General features: G+C 70.3%; 13 protein-coding genes and 2 pseudogenes. 9 read left to right on the forward strand and 6 right to left on the reverse strand.

What is annotated here, in order from left to right:
* Positions 1 to 440: 440 nt before the first annotated feature.
* From NGF19_RS17575 to NGF19_RS17585, 3 genes and pseudogenes are all read left to right on the forward strand, one after another.
* Positions 441 to 1,334 (forward strand): annotated as a pseudogene (locus NGF19_RS17575) (lysozyme); the annotation flags it as partial.
* Between the two features lie 39 nt (positions 1,335 to 1,373).
* A complete protein-coding gene (locus NGF19_RS17580) occupies positions 1,374 to 1,757 on the forward strand; it encodes a peptidoglycan-binding domain-containing protein (RefSeq protein WP_308288499.1) in 384 nt (127 codons plus the stop codon).
* Between the two features lie 35 nt (positions 1,758 to 1,792).
* On the forward strand, positions 1,793 to 2,572 hold the full coding sequence (locus NGF19_RS17585) for a D-Ala-D-Ala carboxypeptidase family metallohydrolase (RefSeq protein WP_252425898.1): 780 nt from the start codon (positions 1,793 to 1,795) through the stop codon (positions 2,570 to 2,572).
* 65 nt (positions 2,573 to 2,637) lie between these two features.
* Here the strand turns inward: NGF19_RS17585 and NGF19_RS17590 are convergent, their stop codons facing one another.
* A complete protein-coding gene (locus NGF19_RS17590; RefSeq protein WP_252425899.1) occupies positions 2,638 to 3,813 on the reverse strand; it encodes an ROK family transcriptional regulator in 1,176 nt (391 codons plus the stop codon).
* A 90-nt stretch (positions 3,814 to 3,903) separates the two neighbouring features.
* Between NGF19_RS17590 and NGF19_RS17595 the strand changes: the two genes are divergently transcribed.
* Positions 3,904 to 5,199, forward strand: coding sequence for a DUF1479 domain-containing protein (locus NGF19_RS17595; protein ID WP_252425900.1), 1,296 nt, complete (start codon positions 3,904 to 3,906; stop codon positions 5,197 to 5,199).
* Positions 5,200 to 5,245: 46 nt separating this feature from the next.
* Here the strand turns inward: NGF19_RS17595 and NGF19_RS17600 are convergent, their stop codons facing one another.
* Complete coding sequence (locus tag NGF19_RS17600) at positions 5,246 to 6,151, reverse strand: LysR family transcriptional regulator ArgP (RefSeq protein WP_252426013.1); 906 nt, start codon at positions 6,149 to 6,151, stop codon at positions 5,246 to 5,248.
* Between the two features lie 70 nt (positions 6,152 to 6,221).
* On the opposite strand from NGF19_RS17600, the gene NGF19_RS17605 reads away from it, so the two are divergent.
* The 3 genes from NGF19_RS17605 to NGF19_RS17615 all read left to right on the forward strand — a co-directional run bounded on the left by NGF19_RS17605 (position 6,222) and on the right by NGF19_RS17615 (position 8,306).
* Positions 6,222 to 6,848 (forward strand): LysE/ArgO family amino acid transporter, encoded by a 627-nt coding sequence (locus tag NGF19_RS17605; RefSeq protein ID WP_252425901.1) that lies wholly within the window; start codon positions 6,222 to 6,224, stop codon positions 6,846 to 6,848.
* Between the two features lie 97 nt (positions 6,849 to 6,945).
* Entirely contained in the window at positions 6,946 to 7,761 is an 816-nt protein-coding gene (locus tag NGF19_RS17610; protein ID WP_252425902.1) for an SAM-dependent methyltransferase, read from the forward strand.
* Positions 7,762 to 7,874: 113 nt separating this feature from the next.
* Positions 7,875 to 8,306 (forward strand): nuclear transport factor 2 family protein, encoded by a 432-nt coding sequence (locus NGF19_RS17615; RefSeq protein WP_252426014.1) that lies wholly within the window; start codon positions 7,875 to 7,877, stop codon positions 8,304 to 8,306.
* A gap of 43 nt (positions 8,307 to 8,349) precedes the next feature.
* Here NGF19_RS17615 and NGF19_RS17620 read toward each other — a convergent pair whose 3' ends face one another.
* Together NGF19_RS17620 and NGF19_RS17625 are read right to left on the reverse strand one after the other, a co-directional pair.
* Entirely contained in the window at positions 8,350 to 8,955 is a 606-nt protein-coding gene (locus NGF19_RS17620) for a class I SAM-dependent methyltransferase (protein WP_252425903.1), read from the reverse strand.
* A 22-nt stretch (positions 8,956 to 8,977) separates the two neighbouring features.
* A complete protein-coding gene (locus NGF19_RS17625; protein WP_252425904.1) occupies positions 8,978 to 9,490 on the reverse strand; it encodes a PadR family transcriptional regulator in 513 nt (170 codons plus the stop codon).
* A gap of 94 nt (positions 9,491 to 9,584) precedes the next feature.
* On the opposite strand from NGF19_RS17625, the gene NGF19_RS17630 reads away from it, so the two are divergent.
* Positions 9,585 to 10,283: a cysteine hydrolase family protein gene (locus NGF19_RS17630; protein WP_252425905.1), complete on the forward strand. Its 699-nt coding sequence runs from the start codon at positions 9,585 to 9,587 to the stop codon at positions 10,281 to 10,283.
* Here the strand turns inward: NGF19_RS17630 and NGF19_RS17635 are convergent, their stop codons facing one another.
* Entirely contained in the window at positions 10,284 to 11,684 is a 1,401-nt protein-coding gene (locus tag NGF19_RS17635) for an alkaline phosphatase PhoX (protein WP_252425906.1), read from the reverse strand.
* Positions 11,685 to 11,959: 275 nt separating this feature from the next.
* Positions 11,960 to 12,139: pseudogene (locus NGF19_RS17640) on the reverse strand (winged helix-turn-helix transcriptional regulator); the annotation flags it as partial.
* Between the two features lie 380 nt (positions 12,140 to 12,519).
* Between NGF19_RS17640 and NGF19_RS17645 the strand changes: the two are divergent.
* Positions 12,520 to 13,950: an MFS transporter gene (locus tag NGF19_RS17645; protein ID WP_252425907.1), complete on the forward strand. Its 1,431-nt coding sequence runs from the start codon at positions 12,520 to 12,522 to the stop codon at positions 13,948 to 13,950.
* Positions 13,951 to 14,083: the final 133 nt, after the last annotated feature.

Below are 14,083 nucleotides of genomic sequence, written 5' to 3' on the forward strand. Positions count from 1 at the left end.
GCGTGACCCCCGACTCGCGAAACACATACCGTCAACTGGTCACGACAGCCCAGCAGTTCACAGTAGGACTTCCGTCCGTCAGCCATCGCCCCACCGCCCACATGTCCGGCAGGATCGCGAGCGGGCCGTCCGGCGTGCCGCGTCCTTCGGCGCGCACCGCGATCACCGACGCCCCCGCGGCCCGCGGCGGACACGAGCAGTTCCACCACCGGCGGGGTTCACCTTCCCGCAACCACGAGCATGTTGCGGTCATGTCAACTCATCCCTTACGTTTACGCGCGTCAACTCACCTCACAGACAGCGGCGTTGACGACGCGCGCGTGACCCTCTGACACCCCCACCCCACCCGGCTCCGACGCCCCCACCGACCGTCGAAGGACGCGCTACGGCCGCCCCGGCCCGAGCGCATCGCGGTATCCCTCCACACACCTGGGAGCACCATGCCCGCAGCCACTCTCACGCGCCGCAGATCCGGTCACCCGGGTACCGGCCCCCGCCGAACGCTCGCCAGTGCCGCCGCACTTCTGGCCGCCGCCCTCACCGTACTGCTCGCGCCCGGCACCGCCTCGGCGGCGGACTCCCCCGACCAAGGCACCTCCGAGCACGGCACCCCGGTACGCATGACGCACCCGGAGGAGGACCACGCCGGATCCGGGCTCCAGCGGCTGACCGCGCGCTCCCTGTCGGCCGGGGCGACGGCCGCCGTCAGCACGGGCCCTGCGGGCCTCGACGTCAGCGGCCACCAGGGCAACGTCGACTGGGCGTCCGTCAGGAGCAAGGGCGCCGCCTTCGCCTACGTCAAGGCCACCGAGGGTACGACGTACACGAGTCCCTCCTTCTCCCAGCAGTACGACGGTGCGTACAACGCCGGACTGATCCGCGGCGCCTACCACTTCGCGCTGCCCGGCAATTCGAGCGGTGCCGTACAGGCCGACTGGTTCGTCAGCCATGGCGGCGGCTGGAGCGCCGACGGCAAGACGCTGCCGCCCGCGCTGGACATCGAGTACAACCCCTACGGGGACACCTGTTACGGGCTGAGCCAGAGCGCGATGGTGTCCTGGATCCGGGACTTCAGCAACGAGGTGCGCGCCAAGGTCGGACGCTACCCGACGATCTACACCACCACGAACTGGTGGACGACGTGCACCGGCAACAACAGCAGCTTCGGTGCCACCAACCCGCTGTGGATCGCCCGTTACGCCGCCGACCCCGGCACGCTGCCCGCGGGCTGGTCCGCCCAGACGATCTGGCAGTACGCCGACTCGGGCACCTTCCCCGGCGACCAGGACACCTTCAACGGCACGCTCACCGACCTCCAGGCCTTCGCCAAGGGAGGCGGCTACACCCCACCGCCGACGGCCGGTTGGCCCACCGTGCAGCAGGGGGCGAGCGGTGAGCGGGTCAAGACCGTGCAGTCCCTGCTCAACGCGCAGGGCTCCGCGTTGACGGTGGACGGCTCGTTCGGGCCCGCCACCGACACCGCGGTGCGCTCGTTCCAGTCCGCACACGGCCTCACCGTCGACGGCGTCGTCGGCCCCCACACCTGGCAGGCGCTCGTCGTCACCGTACGACAGGGGTCGTCCGGACCTGCCGTCCAAGCGGTGCAGCGCCAACTCAACGCACACGGTGCCGCGTTGACCGTGGACGGCTCGTTCGGGCCCGCCACCGACACCGCGGTGCGCTCGTTCCAGTCCGCACACGGCCTCACCGTGGACGGCATCGTCGGCTCCAACACCTGGCAGGCCCTGGTCGCTTGACCTTCGGCGCGTCATCACCCGAGGAGGAGACTTCCATGACTACGGCACGACACTTCGCGCGCGGGATCGACCGCCGCACTCTGTTGCGTGGCGCGGCGGGGTTCACGGCCACGCTCGGCCTGGCGGCGACGGCCGGTCTCGCGACGGCGGGCAGCGCCTCGGCCTACGGCTGGAGCCGCACCCTTCAGCAGGGCGCGTCCGGCGCCGATGTGGTGGAGTTGCAGATCCGCGTGGGCGGTTGGGCCGCCGGCAGCGCCCAGCAGACGTATGTCGCCTGGGACGGCGCCTTCGGCCCGGCCACGGCCGCCGCCGTCCAGCGCTTCCAGTCCGCGTACGGCCTGAGCGCGGACGGCGTCGTCGGCCCGGCGACACAGAGCGTGCTCAACAGCCTTGAGGCGGGCGACGGTTCGACCGCCCACTTCAGTTTCAGCGAGTTCTACTCCAAGGACGGCGCCGCCTTCAACAACGGCAAGGTCGGGGCGGCGACGGTCAAGGAGAACGTACGGCGGCTGATGTACAAGCTGGAGGCCGTGCGCAAGAAGGCCGGCAACAGCGCGATCACCATCAACTCCGGCTTCCGCAGCATCGCGCACAACGCCGCGTCGGGCGGCGCGTCCAACAGCATGCATCTCTACGGTGTCGCCGCGGACATCGTCGTCTCGGGACACAGCACCCTGCAGACCTACAAGATCGCCGAGACCTGCGGCTTCTCCGGCCTCGAGGCGTACTCGCACTCGTGGCAGCACGTCGACAGCCGTGTGCAGTACGCCTCTTACGGCTCGGGCTCGTGGTGGTGGGAGAGCGGCGTGGTGTGATCCCCCCGCCCCGCCGGACCGGGCCCGGCCACGCCACCACGGCGCGGACGGGCCCGCAACCGTCGTTACGCGTCCCGGGAGTTGCTCGGCTCCTGGCCCTCCTCGCCGCGGTCCGGGCGGGCCGATCGGACGATGAGGGCGCGTAGTTCGTCCACCGCCTTGGTACGCGCCCCGACCAGGTCCGGACGGGCGAGCGTGGCGACGGCGACAGGGACGGGACGCGGAGTCCGGGCGAAATGTTCGCGCACCTCCGCCACGATATCGGCCTGTGCCCCCCATTCACCCCCGATGACGATCATGCGCGGGTCGGCCAGGGAGACGGCGGCTGCCAGGACACCGCCGATGGCGCGTGCGAGGGCGGTACGCAACCGCGCCGCCCGATCGGCTCCGGCAGTCGACTCCGCGACCAGTGCGGCCGTGTCGATGGCGGTCGAACCGGGCCGGCGCAGACCGAGAGCGGCGAAGACCTCGGTGAACAGCATCGCCGTACCGTCCGGACCCACGGTCCACAGATGCGCGATCTCGCCCGCCAGACCGTGGTGACCACGACGCACCTTCCCGTCGTTGACGACGGCGCACCCAAGGCCTTCGCCGAGGTGGAGGTAGACGAAGTCCGCGACGTCGACGGCGCATCCCTGGTGATGCTCGGCCTGGGCCGCCCAGTTGACGTCGTTGTCGACGAGGACGGGTCCCCGGACATGGGGGGCGAGAACGGCGGGCGGGTCGAGTTCGCCGACGAGGAACGGCGCGTCCGGGAGATGGACGAGCCGGCCCGTGGCCCGGTCGACGGGGTCGGCCGCGCTGACCACCGCCGTGCGCAGCGCGACCGTGGTGCGCGCGGCGAGGTCGGCGGCAGCCTCGCCGAGGGCACGTGCCGCCTGGTGTGGTCCGTCGCTGTGGCCGAGGCCGCTGTGGGACCGCGCGAGGACGGCGCCCCGGACGTCGACGGCTTCGGCGATCACGCCCTGCGGGGTGATCCCGGCCACCAGAGCGGCGCCGGTGCTCGGGGCGAGGGCGTAGTACGAGCCGACCCGTCCGCGCCCGGTGGTGCGTTCGCCGGTGTCGACGACCAGACCCCTCTCGTTCAGGCGCTGGACGCTGTCGGAGATCGTCGGCTTGGAGATCCCGGTGTGCGCGGAGATCTCCGCGCGGGTCAGCCGGGGGTGGTCCATGAGGGAGCGCAGCACGTTCTCGTCGGTCAGCGCGCGCAGCATCTCCAGCGAGGGTTTCGACGGGGCCATACCCACAGTCTAGTAAGGAGCCTTGCCTAAATGCGCCCGAGGGCTTACCTTCCCGTACCAGTAAGGAGTCTTCACCAAAAGGAGTCGAGCGTGCCGCTCGCCGCTGAACCCCCCGCCTCCCCCGCCCTGCCGCACTGGGCGGAGGCCCCGGCCGACCTCGCGGCCGCCATCCGCGAGATCAAGCCCGCCCTGCGGGCCCGTATCGAGTCCTCCGGCCGCACCGTCCCCGAGGTGTTCGCGGCTGTCGAGCGGCGCATCGAGGCCCGTATCGCCGAGATCGAAGCCGACCGGGAACGGGGTGAGGAGGTCTGGCCCGTCCTCGACTACGCCGCCATCGCCGACGGAACGGTCACGCCGGACCAGCTCGCCAAGGTGCGCAAGCGCGGCTGCCTCGTCGTCCGCGGCCACTTCCCGCGCGAGCAGGCCCTGGCCTGGGACGCGGACATCGTCGACTACGTCGAGCGCAACGGGTTCTTCGAGCAGTACACCGGCCCCGGAGACGACTTCTTCGGCAGTGTCGGTTCCAAGCCCGAGATCTACCCCGTCTACTGGTCCCGGGCCCAGATGCAGGCCCGCCAGTCCGACCGCATGGCCACCGTCCAGTCCTTCCTCAACTCCTTCTGGAAGCACACCTCCGACGACGGCACCCAGTGGTTCGACCCCGACCGCGACGCGCTGTACCCCGACCGCATACGGCGCCGCCCGCCGGGCACCGACTCCTCGGGCCTCGGCACCCATTGCGACCCCGGCACCCTCGACCTGTGGATGACCGAGGAGTACCAGAAGGCGTTCCGCCACCTCTTCGACGGCACCGCCGAGCAGTACGACCCCTGGGACGCCGCCCACCGCACCACCGGGCCGCAGTATCCGGGCTCCACCATGTGCTCGGCGTTCCGCACCTTCCAGGGCTGGACCGCCCTGTCCGACATGGACGCCGACCAAGGCGTCCTGCACACGATCCCGATCCCGGAGATCATGGCGTACCTGCTGTTGCGCCCCCTGCTGCCGGACGTCCCCGAGGACTCCCTGTGCGGCGTGCGCACCAACCAGGTCTTCCCGGTCACCAAGCGCTGGCACCCCACGCTCTACCGCGCCCTCACCCCGATCCCCGACGTGCAAGCCGGCGACTCGGTCTGGTGGCACTGCGACATGATCCACAGCGTCGCTCCGGTCGAGGACCAGAAAGGCTGGGGCAATGTCGTCTACATCCCCGCCGCCCCCTGGTGCGCCCGCAACGAGCACTACGCCGCGGAGGTGCGCAAGGCCTTCGTGACGGGCTCCAGCCCCAGCGACTTCCCCGCCGAGCACTACGAGCGGACCTGGCCGGACCGCTTCACGATCGACGACCTCAACGAGACGGGGCGGCGCGGTCTGGGCCTCGACTGACACACCGAACCGGGGGTGGCCGGTGGCCGGTCACCCCTGCCTGGCGTCAGTCCTGACCGTGCAGGGACTCCGCCGCCGCGTCGGCGATCGTCTCCGCCACGAGGGCGAGTGCCGGGACGTCCAGCTTCCACTGCTGCCAGTACAGCGGTACGTCCACCCGCCGCCCCGGCACCAGTTCCCTGAGGGCGCCCGACCGCAGCAGGGGTGCCGCCTGCGGCTCCGGGACCAAGCCCCAGCCGAGACCCGCGGCCACGGCGTCGCAGAACCCCTCGGACGTGGGGACGTAGTGCCGGAGCCGACCCGCGCCCGACCCCTGAGGGGTGAGGGAGCGCACGAACCGGTCCTGGATCTCGTCACGCCGGTCGAAGACGATCACCGGCGCGTCGGACAGACAGCGCTCCAGCGGTCCGGCCGACAGATGGCGCGCGGCGAACCGCGGACTCGCCACCGGCAGATACCGCGCCCGGCCCAGCGAACGTACCGTGCAGCCCACCACGGGCTCCGCCGACGACGTCACCGCCGCCATCACCCGCCCCTCGCGCAGCAGCGCCGCGGTGTGGGCCTCGTCCTCGCGGTGGAGGTCGAAGCAGATCGGCGGGTCCTGCGGCACCCGGGTCAGGGCGGGCAGGAACCAGGTGGCCAGGGAGTCCGCGTTCACCGCGATGGGCACCCGGACCGGACCCGCTTCGGCCGCGATGCCCAGTTCGCTGTGCATGTCCCGTTCCAGGGCGGCGAGTTGGCGTGCGAAACGCACCACCACCTCGCCCGACTCCGTCGGCCGGACCGGCTTCGTCCGCATGAGCAGCACCCGCCCGGTGCGCTGCTCCAGCGTCTTGATCCGCTGGCTGACGGCGGACGGGGTCACATGCAGAGCGGCGGCAGCGGCGTCGAAGGTGCCCTCGTCGACGACGGCGAGCAGCGTACGTACCTGGTCGAAGGGCAGCTCGTTCATCACGTCTGCTAATGCTAGCTAAGAAACTTTAGCTGTACTGATGGCTCGCTGGTCCTTAGCGTCCCATGCCATGAACAGCGGAATCCTCCCGGCGGCCGTCGCCGGGTTCAGCACAGGCCTGTCCCTCATCGTCGCCATCGGCGCGCAGAACGCGTTCGTGCTGCGCCAGGGGGCTCGTCGGCACGCTGTTCTCGCGGTGGTCGGCATCTGCGCCGCGTCCGACGCGGTCCTGATCGCCCTCGGTGTGGCCGGACTGGGCGCCGTGGTCACCGCGTGGCCCGCCGCGCTGACGGTGGTCGGTCTGGCCGGTGGCGCCTTCCTCACCTGCTACGGCGTCCTGGCCGCCCGCCGTGCGCTGCGCCCCGCCGCGGCGGCGGGACTCACGACACAGGGCACGTCGGCGGGCTCCGTCCGCACCGCGGTCCTCACCTGCCTGGCCCTGACCTGGCTCAACCCGCACGTCTACCTGGACACCGTGCTGCTGCTCGGCTCGGTCGCGGCCGACCGCGGCTCGCTGCGCTGGGCCTTCGGCCTCGGCGCGATGCTGGCGAGCCTGACCTGGTTCACCGGCCTCGGCTACGGGGCCCGGCTCCTCGGCGGCGTCCTGGCCCGCCCTGCCGCCTGGCGGGTACTGGACTCCCTGGTCGCGGCCACCATGCTGGCGATGGGCATCATGCTGCTGGCACGCACCTTCTGACGCGCCGTCAGCCAGTCCGAGGCGAGGACGAGGGCGATCGGACCGCAGGCTAGGATGAGCGCCCACTCATCGACTGTGACAGGCCCTGGGAGGCCGGATGTCCCAAGCGGACCACAGCACCAACCCGTTGATCGACACCAGTCGCCCGCACCCTGCGCGGATGTACGACTGGTTCCTCGGCGGCAAGGACAACTACCCGGTGGACGAGGCGATGGGCCGACAGCTCATGGCCATCGAGCCGAACGCCCCGATGATGGCGAAGATCAACCGCGCGTTCATGCACCGGGCCACCAAGTGGCTTGCGGGGCAAGGGGTTCGGCAGTTCCTCGACATCGGCACCGGCATACCCACTGAGCCCAACCTCCACCAGGTCGCCCAACAGGTCGCCCCCGAGACGCGCGTTGTCTACTGCGACCACGACCCGATCGTGCTGGCCCACGCGGAGGCTCTGCTGCGAGGCAGCGCCGAAGGTGCCATCGACTACGTGCAGGCCGATGCCCGTGACCCCGAGGCCATCCTCGAACAGGCCGGGAAGACCCTGGACTTCGACCAGCCGGTCGCCCTGTCGCTGATCGCGCTGCTCCACTTCGTCAGCGACGAGGCCGGGGCGTACGAGCTGGTCGACAGGTTCAAGGGCGTTCTGGCGCCCGGGAGTTACGTGGTGCTCTCCCACACCACCGCGGACTTCCACCCGCCGGAGGAGGCCGAGCGGGCCACGGACATGTACTCCGCCAACGGGCTCACACTCGCGCTGCGCAGCCGTACGGAGTTCACCCGGTTCTTCGACGGCCTGGACCTGGTGGAGCCGGGTGTGGTGGCCTCGGAGGCTTGGCACCCGGAGCTGGCGCAGCCGGTGCCGGGGCAGGAGGACGTCATCAGCGCGGGGTACGCGGGAGTGGCACGCAAGCCGTGACGGCCCCGGCCGTACGGGGTGACCGGGCCGAGGCCGTCATGTGACGGCCCGGCCCGTCGGTCCGGGGCCGACGGGCGCGCAGCACTGTTCGACTCATGTCCAGGGAGATGATCATGTCGACCGCCGACCGATTCCGCGCCGCCGTGGACCGCCGTGACCTCGCGGCGCTGGGCGAGCTCTTCACCGAGGACATCCGCCTCTACAGCCCGGTGAAGTTCACCCCCTTCGAGGGCAAGCCGATGGTACTGGCCCTCTTCCAGGTCCTGCTGCGCACGTTCGAGGACTTCCGCTACATCGGCGACCACACCGGCACCTCGCAGACCAGCTCCGACGACGCGTCCGTACCCTCCGCGGTGCTGATCTTCCGTGCCACGGTGGCCGGTAAGGAGATCCACGGCATGGACCTGCTGCACTTCGACGACGACGGCCGGATCAAGGAGATCACGGTCATGGTCCGGCCTCGGTCCGCTGTCCAGGCCCTCGGCGAAGCAGTCCTCACGGGCTTGGTCGCGGACGGCCTCGTACCGGCTCCGCAGGGTCAGTAGACACACACGGTGCGTGCGCGCCTGCCCGGTGCGGCGCGCGGGTTCACCGCCGATGGACGCTCACGGCATACCCACCACCGTCGTACGGATCGGCGTCCCACGTGGCGAAGCGGTCGATGAACGTGAGGCCTGCCGCGGCGCAGTACTCGTCGTACTCGGCCGACGTGATGCTGGGCGGCACGGGCAGATGGGCCGCGTCCAGGCCGAAGCCCGCGACCAGCAGACCGCCCGGCCGCAGGGCCGCGGCCAGGCGCCCGACCACCGCGGCCTCGGTCCCGGAAGCGAGCAGCGGGAGGACGTTACCGGCGGCGACCACGAGATCGAAGTCCGCCGCGACACCGAGCGCACGGGGCTCGAACTCGGTCAAGTCGGCCTGGAACCAGGGCAGTTCAGGAGCCTGCTGCCGCGCCACCGCCAGCATCGACGCATCGAGATCCACCCCGACACAGTCGTACCCCAGCTCCGCGAGCCGGATCATGACCCGTCCGGTCCCGCACCCGGCGTCCAGCACCCGCGCCCCGACGGGCACGAGAGCCGCGCAGAACCGCGCCTCCCCGTGCACGTCCTTCCCGCTCCGGGCCAGGGCGGCGAACCGCGCGGCGTAGTCCTCTCCGGACGCGTTCCCGGTCAAATCCGTCCAACGGCTCATGGGGCCAACTATAGACAGGAGATCAGGCCAGGGTCTCACGCAGCCAGGCACGCTCGGCACGGCTGGTGGCACGGGCCATCACCAGCATGCCCCGGCGATACGGATCGTCCATGTCCTCCGCACACAGGGGCCGATCACCCTCGTAGAAGAACCCGGCCGGCTGCTCCAGGAACTCCAGGCGCCGGCGCAGGACCGCATGCTGCGCGCTGGTGTCGGGGAGCTGGGAGAGGAACGCCAGGACGGTGAAGTACCGGGTGCTGTCGCTGATGTCGTGGTCCGTCGGTGTCCGCAGCCGCCGATGCAGCTCACCACGGCCGTCCTCGGTCAGGCTCAGCACGTTCCGCCGGGCGGCCGACGTACCGGACTCGGCGCGCTGCTCCACCATGCCCGCCTTGCGCAGGCGGTTGATCGCCGGATAGAGGCTCCCGTCGCTGACGGGGCGAGCATGCCCGGACAGCGCCGCGATCCGACGGCGCAACTCGTAGCCGTGCAAGGGCCGTTCGGCCAGGAATCCCAGGATCGCCAGCTCCAGCATGCTGCTATCGTCGCACATCGAAACGACATACCTCGAAACGAGGTATCCAAGTCAAGGCGCCGCGACTCGAAGCGCCGTGGGGGAGGAACGCGTCATGAGGGACGCACGCGTCATGACCTACACCGAGGAATGGGTGACCGCTCGGGCCCGGACCGCCTACGAACAAGGGCTGGCGACCTTCGAGATCCGTCCCGAGCGCTCGGCGCTGCTGGTCATCGACATGCAGGACGAGTTCGTCCGCCCCGGCTGGAGCCCGTACTGGGTCCCCGCGGCGACCCGGATGGCTCCGCGTCTGCGCCGCCTCGTGCGCCACTGCCGGGACGTTCATGTCCCGGTGATCTGGACGATCTTCGACGACACCCACCTCGGCCTCGACCGCCCGCACGCCCTGCGGCACCTGCCGCACGCCGACACCGACTGGCGCAGACCCGAACCGGCCCAGGTCTGGGACGAGATGGGCCACCGCGCCGACGAGGTGCTGATCCGCAAGCCGTCCTACGGCGCGTTCTACGACACCCCGCTCGACACGATCCTGCGCAACCTCGGCCGGGACACGGTCATCGTCACGGGAACGCTCACCAACTACTGCTGCGGCACCACCGCACGCCAGGCGTACGAGCGCGGCTACCACGTCGTGTTCGGCGCGGACGTCACAGCCACCGACGACGAGTCCCGCCAGGAACCCGAACTGGCCGTGCTGCGCAAGGGATTCGCGCTCGTACTCAAGGCGGACGAGATCACGGAGCGGCTGCGGGCGCAGGACGCGGCGCCGGTGTCGGCGCCGACACCGTGACTACCCGTGGAACGGCCCCGTCACCGCGAACGTCGTGCCGGGGGTGTAGCAATTGACGTACATAGTCCGTCCGTCCGGGGCGAAGGTGACGCCCGCGAACTCGCCCCACTCGGGGGCCTCGGGGGTGCCGATGTTCTGGCGGTTGCGGGCCATGGCGTACACCTCGCCGCGGCGGCTCACGCCGAAGACATGCTGCGCGCCGTTGCCGTCCTCGCAGACCATGAGGCCGCCGCCGGGCGCGAGGCAGATGTTGTCCGGTGACTCGCCGGGCAACTGCACCTCCGTGTCCGGGCCGAAGACGATGACGAGCGTGAGGCGGTGGGCCGCGGGGTCGTAGCGCCAGATCTGCCCGAAGTGGTCCGCGGCGGAGCCCTCCGTGCTGTGCGCGAAGGACGACACGAAGTACACGCACGTGCCGCCCCAGTAGCAACCCTCCAGCTTCTGGGCGTGGGTGATACCCCTCGGCCCGAAGTCCTGCAGACGGACGGGCGTTCGGGTGGCGAGCGGGTCGGGGACGTCCACCCATTCGATGCCGTCGAACGAGGCGCCCGTCTCCTGGACGGAGGAGAGGTCCGGTACGCCGGGCACGCGCATCGCCTGAAGCCGACCGCCCGCGCGCAGTGAACCGACGCCGCCGCGCGGGCGGTTGGGCAGGAACCGGTAGAAGAGACCGAAGGGCTTCTCGAAGGCGTCCTCGGTCTCGTAGACGATGCCCTGCTGGGGGTCGATCGCGATCGCTTCGTGCTGGAAGCGGCCCATGGCCGTGAGGGGTACGGCCCCGGTGCGGTGGGGATCGACCGGATCGACCTCGAAGATGAAGCCGTGGTCCTTGGTGTAGCCGTTGGTACCGGCTCTGTCCTCGGTCTCCTCGCAGGTGAGCCAGGTACCCCAAGGCGTCGGTCCACCCGCGCAGTTGACGGCCGTACCGGCGATCGCGACCCGCTCGGACACCACGGTGCCGCGGTGGTCCAGGGTCAACGCCGTGCACCCGCCCTTGCCTTGGGGGTCGTAGGTGATGCCCTCGACGGTCGGGACGGCGAACCGTGCCGTGACGCGGTTCTCGTGGTTGCGTACGAGGTGCACGCTGCCGCCCTTGCCCGCGAAGGCCGACATACCGTCGTGGTTGCTGGGGACGGTCCCCTCACCGGAACGGAGTCGGTCACCCTCGCGGGAGAGCACCTGGTAGCGGAACCCCGCCGGCAGGTCGAGCAGGCCGTTCGGATCGGGCACGAGCGGTCCGTAGCCGGAGCGGCCGAGCGCACTCGCCGTACCCGCGAAGAGCTCCGAGAGGGCTCCGCTGAACGCGATGCCCAACCCCACGGCACCGGAGCGAGCGAGTACTTGACGTCGGTTCACCGTGCGACCGCTCTCGGGCGTGCTGTCGGACCTGGTCTCGGACATGGGTAACCCTCCTGTTGGCGGACAGGAACTATGGCCCCGCAGTGTCTACCACCTGACAGCGACCTCGGAAACCACACAACCGGCCGTCCACCGCAGACTCGACGAGGGCCGCTCAGGGTCATCACAACTGACGGGCCCTGCTCACCGCCTCGCGTATCGCACCCTGCGTCCGGGGCCGCTGCGTTGCCAGTAGGTCGACCGCCCGGCCCAGCCAGTCCGCGTCGGCGAACCTTTCCGCCTCGCCCTCGTCGGCGGTCTGCGGGCTCCGGCTCGGTTCACCGGGCGGAGACCTTGTGGACGGTGGTGTCGTCGGGGTTCAGCCGGCGCCCGTCCGCGGAGAGCACTTCCAGTGGGCGCAGGCGTTGTCCCTGTCGGCGGTCGACCAACTGTGAGTGGGGTTCGTCGGGGGCGAAGAAGTTCTGTTCGCCCCACTGCCGCAGCGCCACGATGACGGGCTGCCCCTGGCCTTCACCCCGCGTTCGGCTGCCTCGGGCTCGTGCTGTGGGCCTTCACCCGAAACAGCACCCCGGGCCCCACCACCGAAGTCACCCCGGGCGGTGAGGACCGACACCTCACCGGGTGAGCGATGCCGAGGCCGCTGGGCGCCCGTCACGTTTCGGTAACCTGGCCGAAACCCTTGACGTTCCTCCTCGCTCGTTCTTAACCTCACTGAACCGCGTAATCAGCAGTTCCAGCAGTTCCAGCAGTTCACGTGCTGCGGCGCTTTCCGCAGTGTTTTGGCAGGCACAGACATAGACCACCTGTCGGTGGCTTGGTCGTGCCTGTTTTCTGTGCCCCCTATGCCGCCGTCAGGTCTTCCTCGAAGGCGGGATTCATGGCACAACGTCCGAGCGTCAGAGGCGTCGCAGACGTCGTTGCGCTCATCGATGGGCTGGGCAAGATCACCGGCCGGGCCCAGGTCCTCTGGTTCCTCGTGTTCGGCGGGCTGTTCCTCGATGCCTACTCGAACGCGGCGCTCAGCGCCGGTCTGGGGCCGATGACGTCCCAGATGGAGCTGACCAGCACCCAGGTCTCGATCCTCACGGCCACCGCTCCGGCCCTGGCGATCATCTTCAACCCCCTCGGCGGCTGGCTCGCCACCCGCATCGGCCGCGTTCCCCCGCTGCTCATCGCCAAGGTGTTCGCGATCGCGGGTGCCCTGCTCGCCGCGTTCTCCGGTGACTTCACCGTCGTCTGGCTCGGCCGGGTCCTGGTCGGTATCGCGTACGGCATCGACTTCGCGGTGGCCATGGCGCTGCTCGCCGAGTACACGCCCGCGAAGCTCGGCGGCCGGCTCAACCTGTGGCAGGCCGTCTGGTACGTCGCCACCACCAGCAACCTCGCCCTGGCCCTGGTCTTCTTCAACCTGGACGTCGGCCCCGACATCTGGCGCTGGTCGGTCGGCTCTGCCTCGGTCGTCGCCGTCGCGCTGCTGCTGGGCCAGGCGCTGCTGCTCAAGGAGAGCCCGACCTGGCTGGCCAGCAAGGGCCGGCTGGACGAGTCCGTCGCCAACCTGGACCGGATCTACGGGATCAAGGCCGTCGCCGGTACGCCCGACGCGGCGACCCGCACCGCGGCCGAGGCACCCGCGATCGGGTTCCGCCAGGCGGGGATCCTGTTCAAGGGCGAGTACCTGCCGCGTACGGTCCTCTCCTCGGTGATCTCGCTCGGACAGTCGATGCAGTACTTCGCGGTCGGCTGGTACCTCCCGCTGATCAGCCTGACGATCTTCGGCGAGAGCTTCGAGAAGGCCACCGTCGGGTCGATGGTGTTCAACGCCTTCGGTATCGCGGGCGGGCTGCTGTCCGCGTACTTCGGCCGCCGTCTCGGGCTGCGGCTCAGCTCCGCCGCCGGTTTCGCCGGGGTCTTCGTGGCCCTGGTGGCGATGGGGCTGACCTTCGAGAAGGTGCCCACGGCCGTGGCGTTCCTGCTGCCCGTGCTGTTCATCCTGTGCCACTCGGCGGGCCCCGGCGCCAACGGCAAGTCCATCGCCGCGCTCTCCTACAGCAGCGACGTACGCGCCCTGGGCACCGGGGTCACCGGAATGGTCGGAAGCTTCGGCAGTGTCGCCGGCCTGTATGTGTTTCCGCAGATCAAGGACTCGCTCGGACTCGCCGACACCTTCCTTGTGCTGTCCGTCGTACCGCTGATCGGCCTGATCACCTGCGTACTGATCAAGTGGGACCCGACGAAGGCCGCCTCGCCCGACGGGACGGCCGGGCAGGACCGCGACACCGCTGCCACGGTCTCCGCGACCGCGCGCTGACCCCGCCCGCCGCGACCTGGCGCACACGCCCCACGCACCACTTCCCCGTCCCCGCACCACTTCCCCTCCCCCACACGACTCGCCTCGCTCGCGATGCTCGATCGCTCGGATCGCTCGGATCGCTCGATTGAAA

The sequence above is a fragment of the Streptomyces macrolidinus genome, assembly GCF_023887685.1.
Classification (GTDB): domain Bacteria; phylum Actinomycetota; class Actinomycetes; order Streptomycetales; family Streptomycetaceae; genus Streptomyces; species Streptomyces macrolidinus.

What these genes read in the sequence shown, in the direction of transcription:
- NGF19_RS17585 (WP_252425898.1), top strand. Translation starts at nt 1,793, where the DNA reads ATGACTACGGCACGACACTTCGCGCGCGGGATCGACCGCCGCACTCTG.
- NGF19_RS17590 (WP_252425899.1), bottom strand. Translation starts at nt 3,813, where the DNA reads ATGGCCCCGTCGAAACCCTCGCTGGAGATGCTGCGCGCGCTGACCGAC.
- NGF19_RS17600 (WP_252426013.1), bottom strand. Translation starts at nt 6,151, where the DNA reads ATGAACGAGCTGCCCTTCGACCAGGTACGTACGCTGCTCGCCGTCGTC.
- NGF19_RS17605 (WP_252425901.1), top strand. Translation starts at nt 6,222, where the DNA reads ATGAACAGCGGAATCCTCCCGGCGGCCGTCGCCGGGTTCAGCACAGGC.
- NGF19_RS17610 (WP_252425902.1), top strand. Translation starts at nt 6,946, where the DNA reads ATGTCCCAAGCGGACCACAGCACCAACCCGTTGATCGACACCAGTCGC.
- NGF19_RS17615 (WP_252426014.1), top strand. Translation starts at nt 7,875, where the DNA reads ATGTCGACCGCCGACCGATTCCGCGCCGCCGTGGACCGCCGTGACCTC.
- NGF19_RS17620 (WP_252425903.1), bottom strand. Translation starts at nt 8,955, where the DNA reads ATGAGCCGTTGGACGGATTTGACCGGGAACGCGTCCGGAGAGGACTAC.
- NGF19_RS17625 (WP_252425904.1), bottom strand. Translation starts at nt 9,490, where the DNA reads ATGCTGGAGCTGGCGATCCTGGGATTCCTGGCCGAACGGCCCTTGCAC.
- NGF19_RS17630 (WP_252425905.1), top strand. Translation starts at nt 9,585, where the DNA reads ATGAGGGACGCACGCGTCATGACCTACACCGAGGAATGGGTGACCGCT.
- NGF19_RS17635 (WP_252425906.1), bottom strand. Translation starts at nt 11,684, where the DNA reads ATGTCCGAGACCAGGTCCGACAGCACGCCCGAGAGCGGTCGCACGGTG.
- NGF19_RS17645 (WP_252425907.1), top strand. Translation starts at nt 12,520, where the DNA reads ATGGCACAACGTCCGAGCGTCAGAGGCGTCGCAGACGTCGTTGCGCTC.